Genomic DNA, 15,354 nt, shown 5'->3' with positions numbered 1-15,354 from the left:
CTTGCGCACCACCAGCCCAACCCCAGGCGTCAGCCCGTTGGGCTTTTTACGGGCCATCCATTGCAGCAGCCACCAACAGTCTTTCCGCATCGTCAAGCAGGGCCGCCAGGCCGCCTGCGGCGTACGGCTGCGCGCGGCTTCACCTTGATCGAACTGGTGGCCGTGCTGGTGCTGGCAGGCTTGCTGGCGACCTTTGCCGTCAATCGGTTTTTCCAGCGCGACACTTTTGACGCGCGCAGTTTTTCTGACCAGGTGACGAATATTGTGCGCTACGGGCAGAAACTGGCGGTGGCGCAAAACCGTGCCGTGTTTGTGAGCATCGATGCCAACAGCGTGGCCCTGTGCTTCGATGCCGTTTGCAGCGATGCGCAGAAGGTGGTGCCGCCCACGGGCAGTAACAGCGGCAGCAAGGACACGCTGAATTATTGCGTGAAAACCAACTGGCTGTGCGAAGGCCGTCCGGCCGGCGTGACCCTGTCCACCGACGCGAAAGTTACGCCGAGCTTTTATTTCGACGCGCTGGGCAAGCCGTATGCGCTGGTCAATGTGTTTCCTGCCGTATCGACTTTTCCGGCGCAGCTGACGATCAGCGTCCAGGGCGACGGCCTGACGCACAACGTCACGGTCGAAGGGGAGACCGGCTATGTCCATTAGCCAGCGGCGCCAGCGTGAATGCGGCGTGACCCTGATCGAACTGGTGCTGTTCATCGTCATCGTCGGCCTGGCCTCGGCCGCCATCCTGGGCGTGATGAGCCTGACGACGCGGCACAGTGCCGACCCGCAGCTGCGCAAGCAGGCGCTGGCGATTGCCGAAGGCATGCTGGAAGAAATCCAGCTGGCGCGTTTCACGTATTGCGATCCGCAAGACCCCGCTGCGCAAACTGCCACCAGCCCGGCTGGCTGCGCCATCCCGGAAGGGCCGGGGGAGGAGCCGAACGGCGCGGGGCGGCCTTTCGACAACGTCAACGATTATGTGAGCGCGTATGGTACGGCGACCGAGTACAAGACGGATGCCCAGGGCGCCGTCTGGGCTGCTGGTTCGCCCCAGACATATACTGCCTTGGTAACGATCACCCAGGAGCCCCTGAACGGCTTGCCCGCAACGGAAAGCCTGCATATCCAGGTGGTCGTGCCGTATGCCGACCAGCAGATCGTGCTCGACGGCTATCGCGTGCGCTATGCGCCGAACAGTATCCCATGATAAATTTCCTTAACGCCAGGCGCCGCCCGCGCGGCTTTACCCTTGTCGAGATGGTCATCGTGATCGTCATCACGGGCATCATCGGCGCCATGGTCGCCGTCTTCATCCGCGTGCCCGTGCAAGGCTATATCGACACCACCGCGCGCGCCGCGCTGGCCGACACTGCAGATACGGCGGCGCGCCGCCTGACACGCGACGTGCGCCTGGCCTTGCCCAACAGCGTGCGCGTGTCGAACGACGGCCTGTTCCTGGAATTGCTGCTGACCAAGACGGGCGGGCGTTACCTGAGCGACAGCGATCCGAGCGCTCCGGGCAATGTGTTGAGCTTTGAGACTCCCCCCAGCTCTCCGAGCTTTACCGTTGTTGGCGCCATGCCCGCCGATGCGCTGGGCGCGCGCCAGGCGATCAGCGTGGGCGACCAGATCGTCGTCTACAACCTGGGCACGGAGTACGCGCCGAACAATGCGTATGCATGCAGCGCGGCGAATGGCTGCAACCGCGCGCCAGTGACGGCCGTGTCCGGCACTCTGGTCACGCTCGGCAGCTATCCTTTCGCGACGGCGCCGGCGCCGCTGCCGTCGCCATCGAACCGCTTCCAGGTAGTGACGACGCCCGTCACCTATGCGTGCAATCTGACGACCGGCACCCTGACCCGTTACGCGGGCTATGCCATCCAGGCCACCCAGCCGGTTGTGGCGGGCACCGCGCCATTGGCTGCGGCAAACGGCGCCCAGCTGGCGCGCCAGGTGACGGCGTGCGTTTTCAGCTACACCGTGTTGGCCAATGTGCAGCGGGGCCTGGTGAATATCGACCTGAGCCTGGGCGCGGCGAACAGCAATACGGGCGTGCTGCGCCTGGTGCAACAGGTGCAGGCGAGGAATACGCCATGAAGCATGTGCTGCGCCACCACACCGGCCGCATGCGCGGTTTCAGCCTCGTCACGGCTATTTTCCTACTGGTGGTGCTGGCCGCGCTGGCGGCCGTGATGGTGAATATCTCCACTTTCCAGCAGACGGAATCGGCCATGGACGTGCAGGGCGTGCGCGCCGAACAGGCCGCGCGGGCTGGCCTCGAATGGGGTTTGCAGAAGCAGATCAGCGCAGGCCTCACCGCTGGCGCGGCCTGCATCGGTCCGGCCAATTTCAGCTTGCCGGCGGGCACGACGCTGTCGGCGTTCAGCGTCACCGTGCAATGCAGCACGGCCACGGGGCCCGGCACCTTGACCAGTTGGACCATCACGGCCACGGCTTGTAACCAGCCTGGCGCTGCCGGCTGTCCGAATGCAGGCAATAACGCCGACTACGTCCAGCGCCGCCTGCAAGCCGTGCTGTCGCAGTAAGATCAACTGCGTGCAAAAAAGATCGCTAATTTATTGTTTTTACACAATAAAGTTCGCTTCATGAATTAAAATTGGCGGGATGCATACACTGCGCGACAAGATCGGGCAGGCACTTACACTGGATAGTTCGCATGGGTTTATTCGCAAGAGCAAAGAAGTATGATGGCTGGCTGGCCACGGCGTTTGGCCGCGATGGCGTCAGTGCTGTGGTTGTCGAACGTCCCGCCGACGGCATGCCGCGCGTGCGGGGCGCCAGCTACCAGGCGGCCGCACGGCCGGCGCCTGTCGAGGTGCTGGAAAAACTGGGCAAGGATGTACAGGCGGCAGCGCGCCACTGCACCACCGTGCTGGCCGGCGGCGAATACCAGTTGCTGTCGCTGGAAGCGCCGGCCGTGCCGCGCGAGGAGCTGAAGACGGCCGTGGGCTGGCGTTTGAAGGACATGCTGGACTTTCCCCTGGCCGAGGCCACTATCGACGTGTTCGATATCCCCGGGGACCCGAACGGCACTCAGCGGGGCAGCAGCGTGTTTGCCGTCGCCGCGCGCAATAGCGCCGTGTCGCGGCGCCAGGCGCTGTACGCCGAATGCAAAATCGACCTGTCCGTGATCGATATCCCCGAGATGGCGCAGCGCAATATCGCCACCTTGCTGGAAACGCCGGGACGCGGCATCGCCGTACTGTTTTTCGATGGCGATGGCGGCTTGCTGACCATGAGTTTCAATGGCGAGCTGTACCAGGCACGCCGCATCGATGTGACCTCGACGCAATTGCAGTCGCCCGACGCCAGCCAGTACTATGACCGCGTCACCTTGGAACTGCAGCGCTCGTTCGACCACTTCGACCGCCAGTTTCATTTCATTTCGCTGGCCCGTTTGATGCTGATGACGGGCGCCAGCGATGGCTTGCACGCGTATCTGGCCGACAATCTCTACATGCCGGTCGAGCAGCTGGACATGGCCACGGTGCTGGACTTTTCCCAGGCCGCCGAACTGCGCGATCCCGCCATGCAGGCGCGCTACTTCCTGGCCATCGGCGCCGCCTTGCGCGAGGTGGGCCTGCACCCGGGCAAGCACGAAGGGAAGGGCGCATGAGCCAGCAGATCAATCTGTTCAATCCCCGGTTTGAACTGAAAAAACACCATATGTCGGCGCGCACAGCCGGCCTGACCCTGGGCGGCCTGACGCTGGTCTTGCTGGCCCTGGGCGTGCTGACTCAGCGGGCAACGGCCGGCCTGGAGCAACGCGAAGCGGGCGTCAAGGCGGCGCTGGCGCAAGGCGAGGCGAAGCGCGACCAGATTCTGCGCGATTTCCCGCCACGCAAGAAAGATCCGGCCCTGGCGCAGGAACTGGCGGCCGTCGAGGCGCAGCGCCAGTTGCTGCAGGATGCCTCGGTCGTGCTGGACAGCGGCAAGCTGGGCAATACCCTTGGCTATGCCGGCTATTTCCGCGCGCTGGCGCAGGCCAGGGTCGAGGGCGTATGGCTGACGGGCGTGGACATCGCCGGCGCCGGCAATGACTTCGGCTTGCAGGGCCGCGCCTTGCACGCCTCGCTGCTGCCCGCGTACATCACGCGCCTGGGCCAGCAGGAGGTATTGAAAGGCAAGACCTTCGCCAGCCTCGACATCGGCCAGCCCGCGCCACCGGCCGTGGCCGAGGGCAAGGCGACCAGCCTGCCTTATGTCGCGTTCAGCCTGCAGTCGGCGGAAGGCGTCGCTGGCCCAGCCGGCGCCGTCACGCCGCCCAAACTTGTTGCCGGAGGAACTCGCTGATGCTGCCCTTGCTGAAAAAATGGGCCACCGCCTTCGATGCCCTCAGCCTGCGCGAGCGCTTGATGGTGTTTGGCGCCGGCGCGGCCGCCATCCTGTTCGTGTTTTATTTCATGAGCTTTAGTCCCCTATTGGCGAAACGCGCCGCGCTGGAGGCGAGCATTGCGCAAAAGGAAAGCCTCTTGAGCGCGACGAACAAGGAAATCGAGCTGACCATGCTCGCCCATGCCACCGATCCCGACCAGGATGCGCGCGCGCGCCTGGTGGCCTTGCAGGCGGAAACGGCATCCCTGGCGCAGGCGCTGCGCGCGAAACAGCATGGCCTGGTGGCGCCCGAGCGCATGGTGACCTTGCTCGAACACTTGCTGCGCCAGCACGCGGGACTGCGCGTGGTGTCGCTGAAAACCTTGCCCGCCAGCGCCGTGGGTGCGCACCAGTCTGATAGTGCGAACGGCGATGCCGCGGCCAAGGCCGATGCAGCAAAGGCGATCACGCAGGCGCCGCTGCTGCACCAGCATGGCGTGGAGGTGGTGCTGCAAGGCAGTTATGCCGACATGGTGCAATACATGCAGGCGCTGCAATCGATGCCGACCCGCGTCTTCTGGGGCGCCGCCCACCTCGACGCGGCCAGCTACCCGGGCGCCACCTTGACCCTGACCTTACATACCCTCAGCATGGACGACACATGGATCGCACTCTGACCTTTCTGGCCCTGAGCCTGACGCTGGGCCTGGCATGGCCGGGCGCGCAGGCGCAGGCGCTGGACGACCCGACGCGCCCACCGGCGGCCCTGTGGGCGCCCGCCAGCGCCGCGCCTGTCGTCGCGGCCCGGCCGCAGCTGCAATCGGTGCTCATTTCCACCCAGCCTGGGGGACGCCGCCTGGCCGTCATCGATGGACAGACAGTCAAGGTCGGCAGCAAGGTAGGCGACGCTGTGGTGACGGAGATCCACGACACGGCCGTATTGTTGCGGCGTGGCAAATCACTGGAAACCTTCAAGCTGTACCCGAGCAGCAAGACCGACAATAAGACCGATCGCAAGACCGATCGCAAGCAGGAGTAGAAGAAGTGGCCAAGCAACTCAATCAACACAAGGCGAGCATGTTCAAGATCAGTACGATGGCGGCTGTCATCAGCGTCAGCCTGGGCCTGGGTGGCTGCAATGTCGCGCCCGTCAAGCGCGACACCTATAATGCGATCACCGATGCCGTCAAGGGCGCGGCGGCCACCACGGCGCCAGCGGCCCAGCCGGACGCCGTGGAAGCGGCGCTGCTGCCGCCCGTGGCGGCCCTGGCCCAGCAATTGCCGAAGGCCCGTGCCGCGCTCGACGAGCGCTTCAACGTGGCTTTCAACAATGTGCCGGCGCGCCAGTTCTTCACCTCCATCGTGGCCGGCACGCGTTACAACATGCTGGTCCATCCCGACATCGGCGGCACGATTTCCGCCAATCTGAAGGACGTGACCCTGTTCCAGGCGCTCGACGCCGTGCGCGAACTGTATGGCTACGACTACAAGGTCGAGGGCACGCAGATCTACATCAAGCCCCTGACCATGCAGACGCGTTTATTCCATGTCAATTACCTGACAGGCGCGCGCCGCGGCAGTTCCAACCTGCGCGTGTCGTCGACGTCGGTCGGTTCGGTCGGCTCGACCAACTCGGGCGGCTCTGGCAGCAATAGCGGAAATGGCAACCAGGGCAACAACCAGAATAACGAGCAGAACCAGCAAACCAATGGCGGCCAGGGCGGCCGTACCCTGGACAGCAGCAACCTGACCACCTCGTCGACGGCCGATTTCTGGCCGGAGTTGAGGGCGGCGCTGGAAGCCATCGTCGGCAGCGCCGAAGGGGGCCGGCAAGTGGTGCTCAGCCCGCAGTCGGGCGTGATCGTCATCCGCGCCATGCCGGAAGAATTGCGGAATGTCGACATGTACCTGAAGGCCACGCAACTGTCCGTCGACCGCCAGGTGATCCTGGAAGCGAAGATCCTCGAAGTCGAGCTCAACAACAATACGCAGACGGGCATCAACTGGGCTTCGTTCGCCTCGATCAAGAGCGGCCACACGAACCGCATCTCGACCGGCTTCATCCAGCCGGGCGGTACCCTGGCGCCGCTGCCGTTCAACGGCGGCCAGCCGCCCAATATGACGAATGGCAGCGGCTTGACGGCCAGCAGCGGCTTTGGCCTCAGTTCGGCGGCGAACGCGGCCGGTTCCATGTTCGGCCTGGCTTTCCAGACAGCCAATTTCGCCGCCATGATTTCCTTCCTGGAATCGCAAGGCTCCGTGCACGTACTGTCGAGCCCGCGCATCGCCACCATGAATAACCAGAAGGCCGTGCTGAAGATAGGCACGGACGAGTTTTACGTGACGGGCGTGTCGACCACCACGAATACGACGGCCAGCGGCGCGACGACCAGCCCCAACGTGACCTTGCAACCGTTCTTTTCCGGCGTGGTGCTGGACGTGACGCCGCAGATCGATGCGGATGGCAACATCATCCTGCATGTACACCCATCCGTCAGCCAGGTGTCGACCATCAGCAAGGAGATCGACCTGGGCAGCGCCGGTTCGCTGAAACTGCCGCTGGCCGCTTCCAGCACGTCGGAAATGGACAGCATGGTGCGCAGCCAGGATGGCCGCATCGTTGCCATCGGCGGCCTGATGCGCCAGGCCACCACGGCGGACCGCTCGCAAGTGCCGGGCGCGGGCGATATCCCCGTGCTGGGCGCGCTGTTCCGCAACACGGGGCAGGTGATCCAGAAGCGCGAGCTGGTGGTGCTGATCAAGCCCACCATCGTCGATGGCGCGAATAGCTGGAACGAGGACTTGCTCGATTCGAGCAAGCGCATCGAGGCGCTCGACCCGCGCCGTCCAGCGGAGCGGCGCTAAATGTACCAAGCCCATTTCGGCTTGCGCGAGGCGCCGTTCGGCCTCACGCCCGATACCAGTTTCTTCTTCAACGGCCCGCAGTCGCAAAAGGCGCTGAACACCTTGCTGGTGGCGGCGCGCAATGGCGAGGGCTTCATCAAGATCACTGGCGAAGTGGGCACCGGCAAGACTTTTCTTTGCCGCAAGTTCATGCAATCCTTGGGGCCGGACTTCGTCACGGCCTACATCCCGAATCCGAACTTGCCGCCCCGTTCGCTGATCCTGGCGCTGGCGGACGACCTCGATGTGTTGCTGGAAAAAGATGCTGATCAGCATCAACTCCTCAAATCCCTCAACTTGCGCCTGCTCAACCTGGCGGCGCAAGGCAAGCGCGTGCTGCTGTGCCTGGACGAAGCGCAAGCGATTCCCGTCGACAGCCTCGAAGCGCTGCGCCTGCTGACGAACCTGGAAACGGAAAAGCGCAAGCTGCTGCAAATCGTGCTGTTCGGTCAGCCGGAACTGGATATCAAGCTGGCCCTGCCGGAAATCCGCCAACTGGCCCAGCGCATCACCTTTCATTACCACCTGGGTCCTTTGTGCCGCGACGACGTGGATTTTTATGTGGCGCACCGCCTGCGCGTGGCCGGTTTCGACGGCGCGCGCCTGTTCAGCCGTGGCGGCGTGGCAACGCTGTACAAGGCGTCCGGCGGCATCCCCCGCCTGATCAACATCATGGCGCACAAGGCGCTGATGGTGGCGTATGGCGAGGGGCGGCAGCAGGTGAGCGGCCGCCACGTAGCGCTGGCCGCCAGCGATACCCTGGCCAGCAAGCCGCGCCGCTTTTGGCAGCGGCCATGGCCGTGGCTGGCCGGCGCCAGCGTGCTGGCCGTCGCTTGCGGCGTGAGCTGGACTTTATTGAACCGATGACGAAGATGAGCCTGTAGATGAGCCTGATTAACAAGATGTTGCAAGACCTCGATGCGCGTGGCACTCCCGATGGACGCGGCGACGCGGCAGGTATCCGCTCCGTGCCAGAACGCGAGCGGGGCGTCTCGCGCGCGCTGGTCTTCGGTGGTGCAGCTGGCCTGACGGCCGCCGCCATCGCCCTGGGCTGGGTTTACCTGAAGCGCCCGCCCGTGCCGCCCGTGCTGGTCAGCGTGGCCAGTACACCTGTGTTGGCTCCCGTGTCGGCCCCGGTCCCGGTCCCGGCGCCTGCCGCCGTTGTCCCCGCGCCCGCGCCCGTCGTGGCGGCTGAACCCGAGCCCGTGTTCCAGGCCGAGGAAGCCGCCCCTGCGCCGACCAGGGCGCGGCCCGCCGAAGTGCGGCGCATCACGGAAAAATCCGCCAAGCCGGCCGCTGCGCCCGTGGTGAAGACGCCAGCACCGGCCGCCAGCGAGCGCATCATTGATGGCAAGCAAATCACTGCGCAGCAGCGCGTGGAGAATGAATACCGGCGCGCGCTGGGCCAATTGCAGGATGGCCGCGTCGCCGACGCCATGCTGGCCTTGCAGCAAACCCTGCAGCTGGACCCGCGCCACCAGGGCGCGCGCGAAACCCTGGTGCGCCTGCTGCTCGAAGCGCAGCGTCCCGATGAGGCGGCTCGCCAGTTGCAGCTGAGCCTGGCGCTGGACCCGAAGCAGCCGGCGCAGGCGATGATGCTGGCCCGTTTGCAGCTGGATAAACCCAACGGCGGCGCGGCGGCCCTCGATACCCTCATGCGCAGCCTGCCGTACGCCACCGACAGCGGCGAATACCATGCCTTCCTGGCCGGCGTGCTGCAGCGCGAACAGCGTTACCGCGAAGCATCGGAACACTACCAGCTGGCCCTGCAGACGGCGCCCGACAACAGCATCTGGTGGATGGGTCTGGGGATAGCATTGCAAGCCGACAACCACCCGGCCCAGGCGCGTCAGGCATTCGAGCGGGCCAAGGGCTTGCAAACCCTGTCGCCCCAGCTGCAGGCGTTTGTCGAGCGCAAGCTGGTGCAGTTGACGGCGGCGACCGCCAAATAAGCGTTGGCCGAGCGCACCACTTTCACCTCCGCCGCAAGCGATATCGCAGGCTGCGGGGGATGGACTTGTACCACATGACTGAAGCGGATGATCCCGCAAACAAGATGACCACTGCCTGGAATTTCCCCGATGCCCCCAATACTGCCTGCTTCACGACCACCGAGGTATTGAATGGTGCTCCCGTCGTGCATGTGTCCCATGATTACGAAGGGGATTGGCAATTTCACGGCGCGCCAGGCGCAACGGCATCTGGCTCTGCCAAGATCGTCAGTCTGGCATACATGATAGGCAGCAATGATTTGCTGGCGCACCTGCATGACTTGCCCTATGGCTGGAGCGCGCAATGGCATGCAGGCGCAGGAAACTGGGAGCGTTTCAAGGACCATCCTTTTCCCTCGTTTGCGGAGCATGGCTATTACCTGGAAGATGCCATCTGGCTTGCCCAGTATTTGACAGATATCCAGCCTCCGTCCGCGGAAGTGCGCGAGCAACTGGCCATCGGTTCGTACGTGAAACTGGTTTTTCGCTTCGCCGCCGAAGACGGTGCGCGCGCGGATGGCCAGTGTGAAAGAATGTGGGTGCTAGTGACCGGCATCGATGAAGAGGAAGGCTGGTACACCGGCACCATCGAGAATGCTCCGCAGCATCCGGCCGCCAGATACGGCGACCTTATCGCGTTTCATCCCCTGCATGTGGCAGACCTTGCTCATCAACAAGTATGAAGGAAGCCCATTTGAAACCTCTTGGCCTGCTTATTGCGTTCTGCTGTCTGTGCAACAGCGCTCTGGCCGCACCCGCCAGCGTGCCTGCCAGCTACGTCCTTGACAATACGGAAGTGCGCGACATCCGTGCACAAGCCCTGAAACGGGACTATCAGCTGTATGTCGCCTTGCCCGATTCCTATCGGCAGGGAAACAAGCGCTATCCGGTGCTGTTCGTCGTGGACGCCAATTATTCGTTCGCCATCGTGCGCAATATCGCGCAGCGCCTGAACAAGCATGCGGGGATGGAAGAAGTGGTGGTGGTGGGGCTGTCATATGCGAATGGCGATGGCGGGGTGTACAGCCGCCGCCGCGACTACACGCCCACCACGCCGCGCAAGCATGACTACCGCTCGGACATGCCGGGGCGGCAGCCCGCGTTCGGCGAAGCGAAGGCGTATGGCCAGTTCGTCTCGGGCGAAGTATTTCCCTTCATCGCACAGCATTACCGCGTCAATATGCAGCGCAAGGTGTTTATCGGCCACTCCTACGGCAGTCTGCTGGGCCTGCAATTCCTGCTGACGGAACCGCGCACCTTCGAGCATTACATCCTCGGCAGTCCGTCGCTGTGGTACGACGCCGGCGTCATGTTCGACCGCGAACAGGCGTATGCCGCCAGCCACAAGGACTTGCCGGCGTCCGTGTTCTTCGGCATCGGCGGCCTGGAAAAGCTGGCGGCGGGCAAGAAGCGTTCGCGTTCGGAGGAAGAGGCCGACATGCTGGCCGACGTGCGCGAGTTCGACGGAAAGTTGAAATCGCGCAAGTTCCCCGGCTTGAAAACCCGCCTGCGCGTCTTCGAGGATGAAGATCACGCGAGCGTGTTTCCTTTTGTGCTGACGCATGGACTGCGGGCGTATTTGACGTCCGCAAAATGAATGGCGCTCAGGGGCGCATCAATGCCGGCATGTCGGGCGGCGCCATCAAGCCAGCTTTCCGTGGCGAGTGGCTGGCGTGCGGGCGTGCAGGGTGGAGGCTGTGTAAAATTTGCGGAGCGTTCAGATTTCGTCATTGATACTGGATCGCGTCCAGGGCGAGCAGCTGGAGTGCCTGGCGGTGCCCGCCAGACAGTGCCAGCTTCGCCATGCACTCTCCGACCGCCGGAAGCGGTCATCGATAAGGTCAGGTGACATGCGTACATTGAATGAATTATTGGATAGTGAAGACCCGGCGTTTCCGCTGATCAGGCAATGGGCCAGCGAGGCCGACATCCCGGTGGAATTGCTGCCTCCCTCGGCCGGCAGGGAAGATGTGCTGCTGAGCCTGCAGGTCACCACGCGGTCTCCCCTCGGCGCGATAGCCTATGAAACCGGGGGCATTTTGGTGGATGACGGGTGGCTCCGGATATTGGGGTCTGGCCATGGCAAGCTGGGCCGGAACATTGCTACGTGGAACGAAGGAAAGGCCGAGGGTTTTCTGTTGGTGGCTGATGACGTGCTCGGTGGCTTTTTTGCTATCAATGGCGGTGCGCTCGGAGCCGACCAGGGCAATATGTATTACCTTGCCCCCGAGACACTGGAGTGGGAAGGGCTGGAGATCGGCTTCACGACGTTTGTCGAATGGTCCTTTACAAGCCAGTTGCGGCAGTTTTACGGCCGGCAGCCTGGCGATGCGGATGGCTTTGAGGAATTGCCCTTGTCCGGCGAGCTATGCCTGAATTTTTATCCATTTCTGTGGACGCAAGAAGGTTCCCTCAAGACCAGTTCGCGGCGCGCCATTCCGGTGGCAGAGCAGTGGGCGCTCAATCTTGATCTGAAACAGAAGTCGCTGGATGCTCCTGCGAGCGCGAGCTGAGGCATGGCTTGCTGAGCATCCCGACGCTGCAATGGCAAGCGCGCCATCGAGCCGGCGAAATTGCGTTTCAATCCCTCAATCATGCGGTTTGTCGCAATGGCAGGTGTCAGAAAATGGCAATGGGATAGCATACAGTGGGCTTCCTCGTGATGAGCTTGCCCGCAAGCGAGTGTCCGATACTGGCGGTGCCGCAGTCATCAACGGATGCTTCTCAATGACCTCGACCAGGATGAATACGCATGAAATTGACGTTTCCATATGTTCTTTCCACCTGCCTGCTTGGCGCTGTCGGCGCGATCGCTAGCGCGAACGCGGCTCCCGGCGATGCCGAACTGGTGGCGTTGGTGCAGCGCCATGCGCAGGCGCAGAATAACTTTGATCAAGTTGCCTTGAAAGCCACCACGGCCGAGAATTATGTGGAAATATCGCCGGTCGGCGAGGTGGACGGGCGTGAAAAAATGCTTTCCTTCTATGCGCCCGAACAGAAGCGGCCGAGTCCTCAACTCCAGGTCGATGAGCCAGTGGTGCGCCTCTTTGGCGATACGGCGCTCATCTCGGCACGGCTATCCTACCGTGTCAATCAGGAGGGGGCTGCCCGCACCTTCGCCATGCGCGCCGGGTATGTCGCTCGGCTGGTTGACAAGCAATGGCTACTGGTCAGCGCACAGTACACCGGCATCCGTCCGCCGAAACCGTGAGCTGACATTTTTCCAGGTGGTGGGGCTGGCGTCCGGCGTTGCCCAGGCAGGCTACAGCCGCGCTTCATCGCCCCACACATGCCGCATGCTGAAATGCACGCCGGCATCGTCTTCGTGCAGCGATGAAACGATGGCGTAGCGGCTGTCGGCCGTGTCGCGCGGAGACAGTTGCGCCAGCTCGGCGGCGGCCAGCGGCGCGCCCAGCGGGTCGCTGAGCGGATGCACGTGGCTGGCGCCCCGTTGCGTCACCACCCCCAGTTCGCCGCTGCGCAGGCGGACTAAGGTTCCGGGTGGATATTTGCCCAGCAGATTGACGAACTGTTCGCCCAGCAAGGGGTCGATGGGTACACCCTGGTCGAGGAAGATGTGCTGCAGTGCCTGGTCGGGCACGATGGAGCGGCGGTAGTTGCGCGCCGAGACGCGGGCGCAATAGCGGTCGGCCAGGCCGATCAGCTTGGCATTTTGCAGGATTTCATCGGCCGTGCACCCCTGCGGGTAGCCGCTGCCATCGTCGTTTTCATGGTGCAAGAGCACGCAGCTGAGCCATTCCTCGTCATCGACGCCCGCGCAGCGCAGCAATTCCGCGCTTTCCTGCGGATGCTGGCGCACGATGCGCATTTCGTCGTCATTCAGGGGGCCGCGCCGGTCCTGGAAACTGTCGTGGTGGCGCAGCATGCCCACATTCATCGTCAGCGCGGCCGCACCGATCAGCAATAGCTCATCGTTGGGCTTGTGCATGCTGCGGCCCACGAGCATGGCCAGCAAGGCTGTTTCGATGCAGTGGCGCACGGCATAGCTGCCGGCGATCTGGTTCAGCAGGATGCTGGCCAGGGCGATGTCGGCATCGTGCTCAAGTGCGCGCAGCAGCTCGCGGGCGATGTCGCGCACGTCGCGCTCGGCATTGCTTTCGCTGCGCAAGTCCAGCAGCAAGCGCTGCAGGCGCTGCGCCGCCTCGTTGAGCAGGCGCAAGACGGACGGCTGCTCGGACGTGCCCACGTACAGGCCCAGCTGCATTAGCCGCCCCAGCTGCGCGCCGTCCGTGATGATCTGCCCCTTGCGTAGTTGCGGGCCGGCACTATGGTCAGCCAGAAACAGATCCCAGGGCAGGGGTTCGCCGGGAACCAGGTCGGCCGGGCCGATGCGACGCTGTACCATGCTGTCATCCTTTGCTCCGCCGAAGCGGAGCCGTGCTCGGTTATATGCTGCGCAGGCGCTCCAGCGCCAGGCGCAAGGTCTCGTCTTTCTTGGCAAAGCAGAAGCGCACGATACCTGATTCCTTGCCTTGCGCGTAAAACGCTGACACGGGAATGGCGGCCACCTTGATTTCCGTCGTCAGCCATTCGGCGAACTGGGCTTCGGTCTCTTGCGAAATGGCATCGTAGCGCACGCACTGGAAATATGTGCCGTCGGCCGGCAGCAGGGTAAAGCGGCTGCCCGCCAGGCCGTCGCGGAACAAATCGCGCTTGCGCTGGTAAAACGCGGGCAAGTCCAGGTAGGGCTGCGGGTCCGCCATGTAGCCGGCCAGGCCGTGCTGCATCGGTGTGTTGACGGTAAAAACGTTGTATTGGTGTACCTTGCGAAATTCCGCCGTCAGGGCCGCGGGCGCCGCCACATAGCCGACTTTCCAGCCCGTCACGTGATACGTCTTGCCGAAGCTGGAGACGATGAAGCTGCGCGCCGCCAGTTCCGCATTGCGCGAGAGCGAAGCGTGCGGCACGCCGTTGTAGACCATGTGCTCGTACACTTCGTCGGACAGTATCAAAATTTGCGTGCCGCGCACGATGTCGGCCAGCGCCGCCACATCGGCGGGGCGCAAAATAGTGCCCGTCGGATTATGCGGCGTATTGATGATGATCAAGCGCGTCTTGTTGCTGACGGCAGCGGCCAGCTTGTCCCACGGCACGCTGTAGCCGGACTCTCCCACTTGCATGGCCACCAGCACGGGCACGCCGCCGGCCAGGGCGATGGCGGGCAAATAGCTGTCGTAGGCCGGTTCGATGACGATGACTTCGTCGCCCGGATGCACGCAGCACAGGATGGCGGTGGTGAGCGCCTGCGTGGCGCCGGCCGTGACGGTAATTTCCGTGCCGGCATCATAGCTGTGGCCGTACAGGCTGGCGATCTTCGCGGCAATTGCCTCGCGCAAGGGAGCGGCGCCCGTCATCATCGGATACTGGTTGTGGCCGGCGCGCATGGCGTCGCTGACGCGATCGACCAGGGCCAAGTCGCAATCGAAATCGGGAAAGCCCTGGCCCAGGTTGACGGCGCAATGCTGGGCCGCCAGGCTGGACATGCGGGTAAACACGGTGGTGCCCACGAGAGGCAAGCGGGTGGTCAGGGTGGGAGTCAGATGGGGCAGGGACGGGCTGTTCATGAACGGTAGGGGCGCGGTGCGGAAAGTGGAATCGTGCCCCATTCTAGCGCAGCGCGCCCCGTTGCGTGCGGGCCTTTGGCGGCTCAGCCTGGCAATACCCAGCCTTCCGGCAGCATGATCTTGAACATGCCGGCCTTGGCCGTCTTGCGGGCCAGTTTCAGCAGGGCCTTGTCCTTGGTGATGAGGATGTCGGCGTTGGCGTCGCGCGCCAGTTCGAGGAATTTCTGGTCATCCTTGTCCGTGCAGACGGGCAGGCGCACGCCGGACACCGGTGGCGCCACGACCGTGATGTGGGCGTCGAAGCGGGCGGCGGCAACCGCGCGGCTGGCTTCGTCGAGCGGCAGATGTTTGTAATGTAATACAACCAGATATTCTGCACGGCAATCTTCGCGCGTGATGGCGTGCACGGCGCCGCTTTCCATGGCCGCCAGCAGGGGCGCCCAGCGCGGGTCGTTGAAGACGAACAGGTCGAGGCAAACATTGGTGTCGAGGACGAGTTTTTGTGGAGCAGGTATCATGTCGGCAATTCTATTCTGTAGTGATAA

18 protein-coding genes are annotated in these 15,354 nt (G+C 63.5%); 15 read left to right on the top strand and 3 right to left on the bottom strand.

Annotated elements, in window-relative coordinates:
- The first annotated feature begins 60 nt into the window (after nucleotides 1-60).
- The 15 genes from ACQ4WY_RS03440 to ACQ4WY_RS03370 all read left to right on the top strand — a co-directional run bounded on the left by ACQ4WY_RS03440 (nucleotide 61) and on the right by ACQ4WY_RS03370 (nucleotide 12,435).
- The gene (locus ACQ4WY_RS03440) at nucleotides 61-654 is read left to right on the top strand and encodes a pilus assembly FimT family protein (protein WP_436502831.1); all 594 of its coding nucleotides are present in this window, start codon (nucleotides 61-63) and stop codon (nucleotides 652-654) included.
- Entirely contained in the window at nucleotides 644-1,201 is a 558-nt protein-coding gene (locus ACQ4WY_RS03435; RefSeq protein ID WP_436502830.1) for a type IV pilus modification PilV family protein, read from the top strand. The genes ACQ4WY_RS03440 and ACQ4WY_RS03435 overlap by 11 nt, the downstream gene beginning before the upstream one ends.
- Nucleotides 1,198-2,091: a prepilin-type N-terminal cleavage/methylation domain-containing protein gene (locus tag ACQ4WY_RS03430; RefSeq protein ID WP_436502829.1), complete on the top strand. Its 894-nt coding sequence runs from the start codon at nucleotides 1,198-1,200 to the stop codon at nucleotides 2,089-2,091. The genes ACQ4WY_RS03435 and ACQ4WY_RS03430 overlap by 4 nt, the downstream gene beginning before the upstream one ends.
- On the top strand, nucleotides 2,088-2,540 hold the full coding sequence (locus ACQ4WY_RS03425) for an agglutinin biogenesis protein MshP (RefSeq protein WP_353656728.1): 453 nt from the start codon (nucleotides 2,088-2,090) through the stop codon (nucleotides 2,538-2,540). The genes ACQ4WY_RS03430 and ACQ4WY_RS03425 overlap by 4 nt, the downstream gene beginning before the upstream one ends.
- A 131-nt stretch (nucleotides 2,541-2,671) precedes the next feature.
- Nucleotides 2,672-3,631 carry a type IV pilus biogenesis protein PilM gene (locus tag ACQ4WY_RS03420; protein WP_353656729.1) on the top strand — a complete coding sequence of 320 codons (960 nt, stop codon included), beginning with the start codon at nucleotides 2,672-2,674 and terminating at the stop codon, nucleotides 3,629-3,631.
- Complete coding sequence (locus ACQ4WY_RS03415; protein ID WP_436502828.1) at nucleotides 3,628-4,308, top strand: hypothetical protein; 681 nt, start codon at nucleotides 3,628-3,630, stop codon at nucleotides 4,306-4,308. Before ACQ4WY_RS03420 ends, ACQ4WY_RS03415 begins: the two co-directional genes overlap by 4 nt.
- A complete protein-coding gene (locus ACQ4WY_RS03410; protein ID WP_436502827.1) occupies nucleotides 4,308-5,006 on the top strand; it encodes a type II secretion system protein M in 699 nt (232 codons plus the stop codon). Before ACQ4WY_RS03415 ends, ACQ4WY_RS03410 begins: the two co-directional genes overlap by 1 nt.
- Nucleotides 4,991-5,368 carry an MSHA biogenesis protein MshK gene (locus tag ACQ4WY_RS03405; protein WP_436502826.1) on the top strand — a complete coding sequence of 126 codons (378 nt, stop codon included), beginning with the start codon at nucleotides 4,991-4,993 and terminating at the stop codon, nucleotides 5,366-5,368. Before ACQ4WY_RS03410 ends, ACQ4WY_RS03405 begins: the two co-directional genes overlap by 16 nt.
- A gap of 38 nt (nucleotides 5,369-5,406) precedes the next feature.
- Nucleotides 5,407-7,194, top strand: coding sequence for a pilus (MSHA type) biogenesis protein MshL (mshL, locus tag ACQ4WY_RS03400; RefSeq protein ID WP_436502825.1), 1,788 nt, complete (start codon nucleotides 5,407-5,409; stop codon nucleotides 7,192-7,194).
- Nucleotides 7,195-8,100, top strand: coding sequence for an ExeA family protein (locus ACQ4WY_RS03395; RefSeq protein ID WP_436502824.1), 906 nt, complete (start codon nucleotides 7,195-7,197; stop codon nucleotides 8,098-8,100).
- Nucleotides 8,101-8,117: 17 nt separating this feature from the next.
- A complete protein-coding gene (locus tag ACQ4WY_RS03390; RefSeq protein ID WP_436502823.1) occupies nucleotides 8,118-9,185 on the top strand; it encodes a tetratricopeptide repeat protein in 1,068 nt (355 codons plus the stop codon).
- 74 nt (nucleotides 9,186-9,259) lie between these two features.
- Entirely contained in the window at nucleotides 9,260-9,907 is a 648-nt protein-coding gene (locus ACQ4WY_RS03385) for a hypothetical protein (protein ID WP_436502822.1), read from the top strand.
- A gap of 11 nt (nucleotides 9,908-9,918) precedes the next feature.
- The gene (locus ACQ4WY_RS03380; protein ID WP_436502821.1) at nucleotides 9,919-10,821 is read left to right on the top strand and encodes an alpha/beta hydrolase; all 903 of its coding nucleotides are present in this window, start codon (nucleotides 9,919-9,921) and stop codon (nucleotides 10,819-10,821) included.
- Between the two features lie 253 nt (nucleotides 10,822-11,074).
- Complete coding sequence (locus ACQ4WY_RS03375) at nucleotides 11,075-11,737, top strand: DUF2625 family protein (protein WP_436502820.1); 663 nt, start codon at nucleotides 11,075-11,077, stop codon at nucleotides 11,735-11,737.
- A gap of 239 nt (nucleotides 11,738-11,976) precedes the next feature.
- A complete protein-coding gene (locus ACQ4WY_RS03370; protein WP_436502818.1) occupies nucleotides 11,977-12,435 on the top strand; it encodes a nuclear transport factor 2 family protein in 459 nt (152 codons plus the stop codon).
- A 51-nt stretch (nucleotides 12,436-12,486) separates the two neighbouring features.
- On the opposite strand, the gene ACQ4WY_RS03365 is transcribed toward ACQ4WY_RS03370, so the two are convergent.
- The 3 genes from ACQ4WY_RS03365 to ACQ4WY_RS03355 form a co-directional block, all read right to left on the bottom strand.
- The gene (locus tag ACQ4WY_RS03365) at nucleotides 12,487-13,590 is read right to left on the bottom strand and encodes an HD-GYP domain-containing protein (protein WP_436502817.1); all 1,104 of its coding nucleotides are present in this window, start codon (nucleotides 13,588-13,590) and stop codon (nucleotides 12,487-12,489) included.
- Between the two features lie 40 nt (nucleotides 13,591-13,630).
- On the bottom strand, nucleotides 13,631-14,809 hold the full coding sequence (locus ACQ4WY_RS03360; protein WP_436504383.1) for a pyridoxal phosphate-dependent aminotransferase: 1,179 nt from the start codon (nucleotides 14,807-14,809) through the stop codon (nucleotides 13,631-13,633).
- 83 nt (nucleotides 14,810-14,892) lie between these two features.
- Nucleotides 14,893-15,327, bottom strand: coding sequence for a putative toxin-antitoxin system toxin component, PIN family (locus tag ACQ4WY_RS03355; RefSeq protein ID WP_436502816.1), 435 nt, complete (start codon nucleotides 15,325-15,327; stop codon nucleotides 14,893-14,895).
- Between the last annotated feature and the right edge of the window lie 27 nt (nucleotides 15,328-15,354).

The sequence above is a fragment of the Janthinobacterium salmonicoloratum genome (genome assembly GCF_051380845.1).
GTDB lineage: Bacteria > Pseudomonadota > Gammaproteobacteria > Burkholderiales > Burkholderiaceae_D > Janthinobacterium > Janthinobacterium lividum_F.
Note: the sequence above shows the minus strand (reverse complement) of the source record. Positions and strands in the feature narration are given on the sequence as shown.

Bases quoted from the DNA above. Each gene is read 5' to 3' on its own strand.
- ACQ4WY_RS03435 (WP_436502830.1), top strand. From the start codon at position 644: ATGTCCATTAGCCAGCGGCGCCAGCGTGAATGCGGCGTGACCCTGATC.
- ACQ4WY_RS03430 (WP_436502829.1), top strand. From the start codon at position 1,198: ATGATAAATTTCCTTAACGCCAGGCGCCGCCCGCGCGGCTTTACCCTT.
- ACQ4WY_RS03425 (WP_353656728.1), top strand. From the start codon at position 2,088: ATGAAGCATGTGCTGCGCCACCACACCGGCCGCATGCGCGGTTTCAGC.
- ACQ4WY_RS03420 (WP_353656729.1), top strand. From the start codon at position 2,672: ATGGGTTTATTCGCAAGAGCAAAGAAGTATGATGGCTGGCTGGCCACG.
- ACQ4WY_RS03415 (WP_436502828.1), top strand. From the start codon at position 3,628: ATGAGCCAGCAGATCAATCTGTTCAATCCCCGGTTTGAACTGAAAAAA.
- ACQ4WY_RS03410 (WP_436502827.1), top strand. From the start codon at position 4,308: ATGCTGCCCTTGCTGAAAAAATGGGCCACCGCCTTCGATGCCCTCAGC.
- ACQ4WY_RS03405 (WP_436502826.1), top strand. From the start codon at position 4,991: ATGGATCGCACTCTGACCTTTCTGGCCCTGAGCCTGACGCTGGGCCTG.
- mshL (WP_436502825.1), top strand. From the start codon at position 5,407: ATGTTCAAGATCAGTACGATGGCGGCTGTCATCAGCGTCAGCCTGGGC.
- ACQ4WY_RS03395 (WP_436502824.1), top strand. From the start codon at position 7,195: ATGTACCAAGCCCATTTCGGCTTGCGCGAGGCGCCGTTCGGCCTCACG.
- ACQ4WY_RS03390 (WP_436502823.1), top strand. From the start codon at position 8,118: ATGAGCCTGATTAACAAGATGTTGCAAGACCTCGATGCGCGTGGCACT.
- ACQ4WY_RS03385 (WP_436502822.1), top strand. From the start codon at position 9,260: ATGACTGAAGCGGATGATCCCGCAAACAAGATGACCACTGCCTGGAAT.
- ACQ4WY_RS03375 (WP_436502820.1), top strand. From the start codon at position 11,075: ATGCGTACATTGAATGAATTATTGGATAGTGAAGACCCGGCGTTTCCG.
- ACQ4WY_RS03370 (WP_436502818.1), top strand. From the start codon at position 11,977: ATGAAATTGACGTTTCCATATGTTCTTTCCACCTGCCTGCTTGGCGCT.
- ACQ4WY_RS03365 (WP_436502817.1), bottom strand. From the start codon at position 13,590: ATGGTACAGCGTCGCATCGGCCCGGCCGACCTGGTTCCCGGCGAACCC.
- ACQ4WY_RS03360 (WP_436504383.1), bottom strand. From the start codon at position 14,809: ATGAACAGCCCGTCCCTGCCCCATCTGACTCCCACCCTGACCACCCGC.
- ACQ4WY_RS03355 (WP_436502816.1), bottom strand. From the start codon at position 15,327: ATGATACCTGCTCCACAAAAACTCGTCCTCGACACCAATGTTTGCCTC.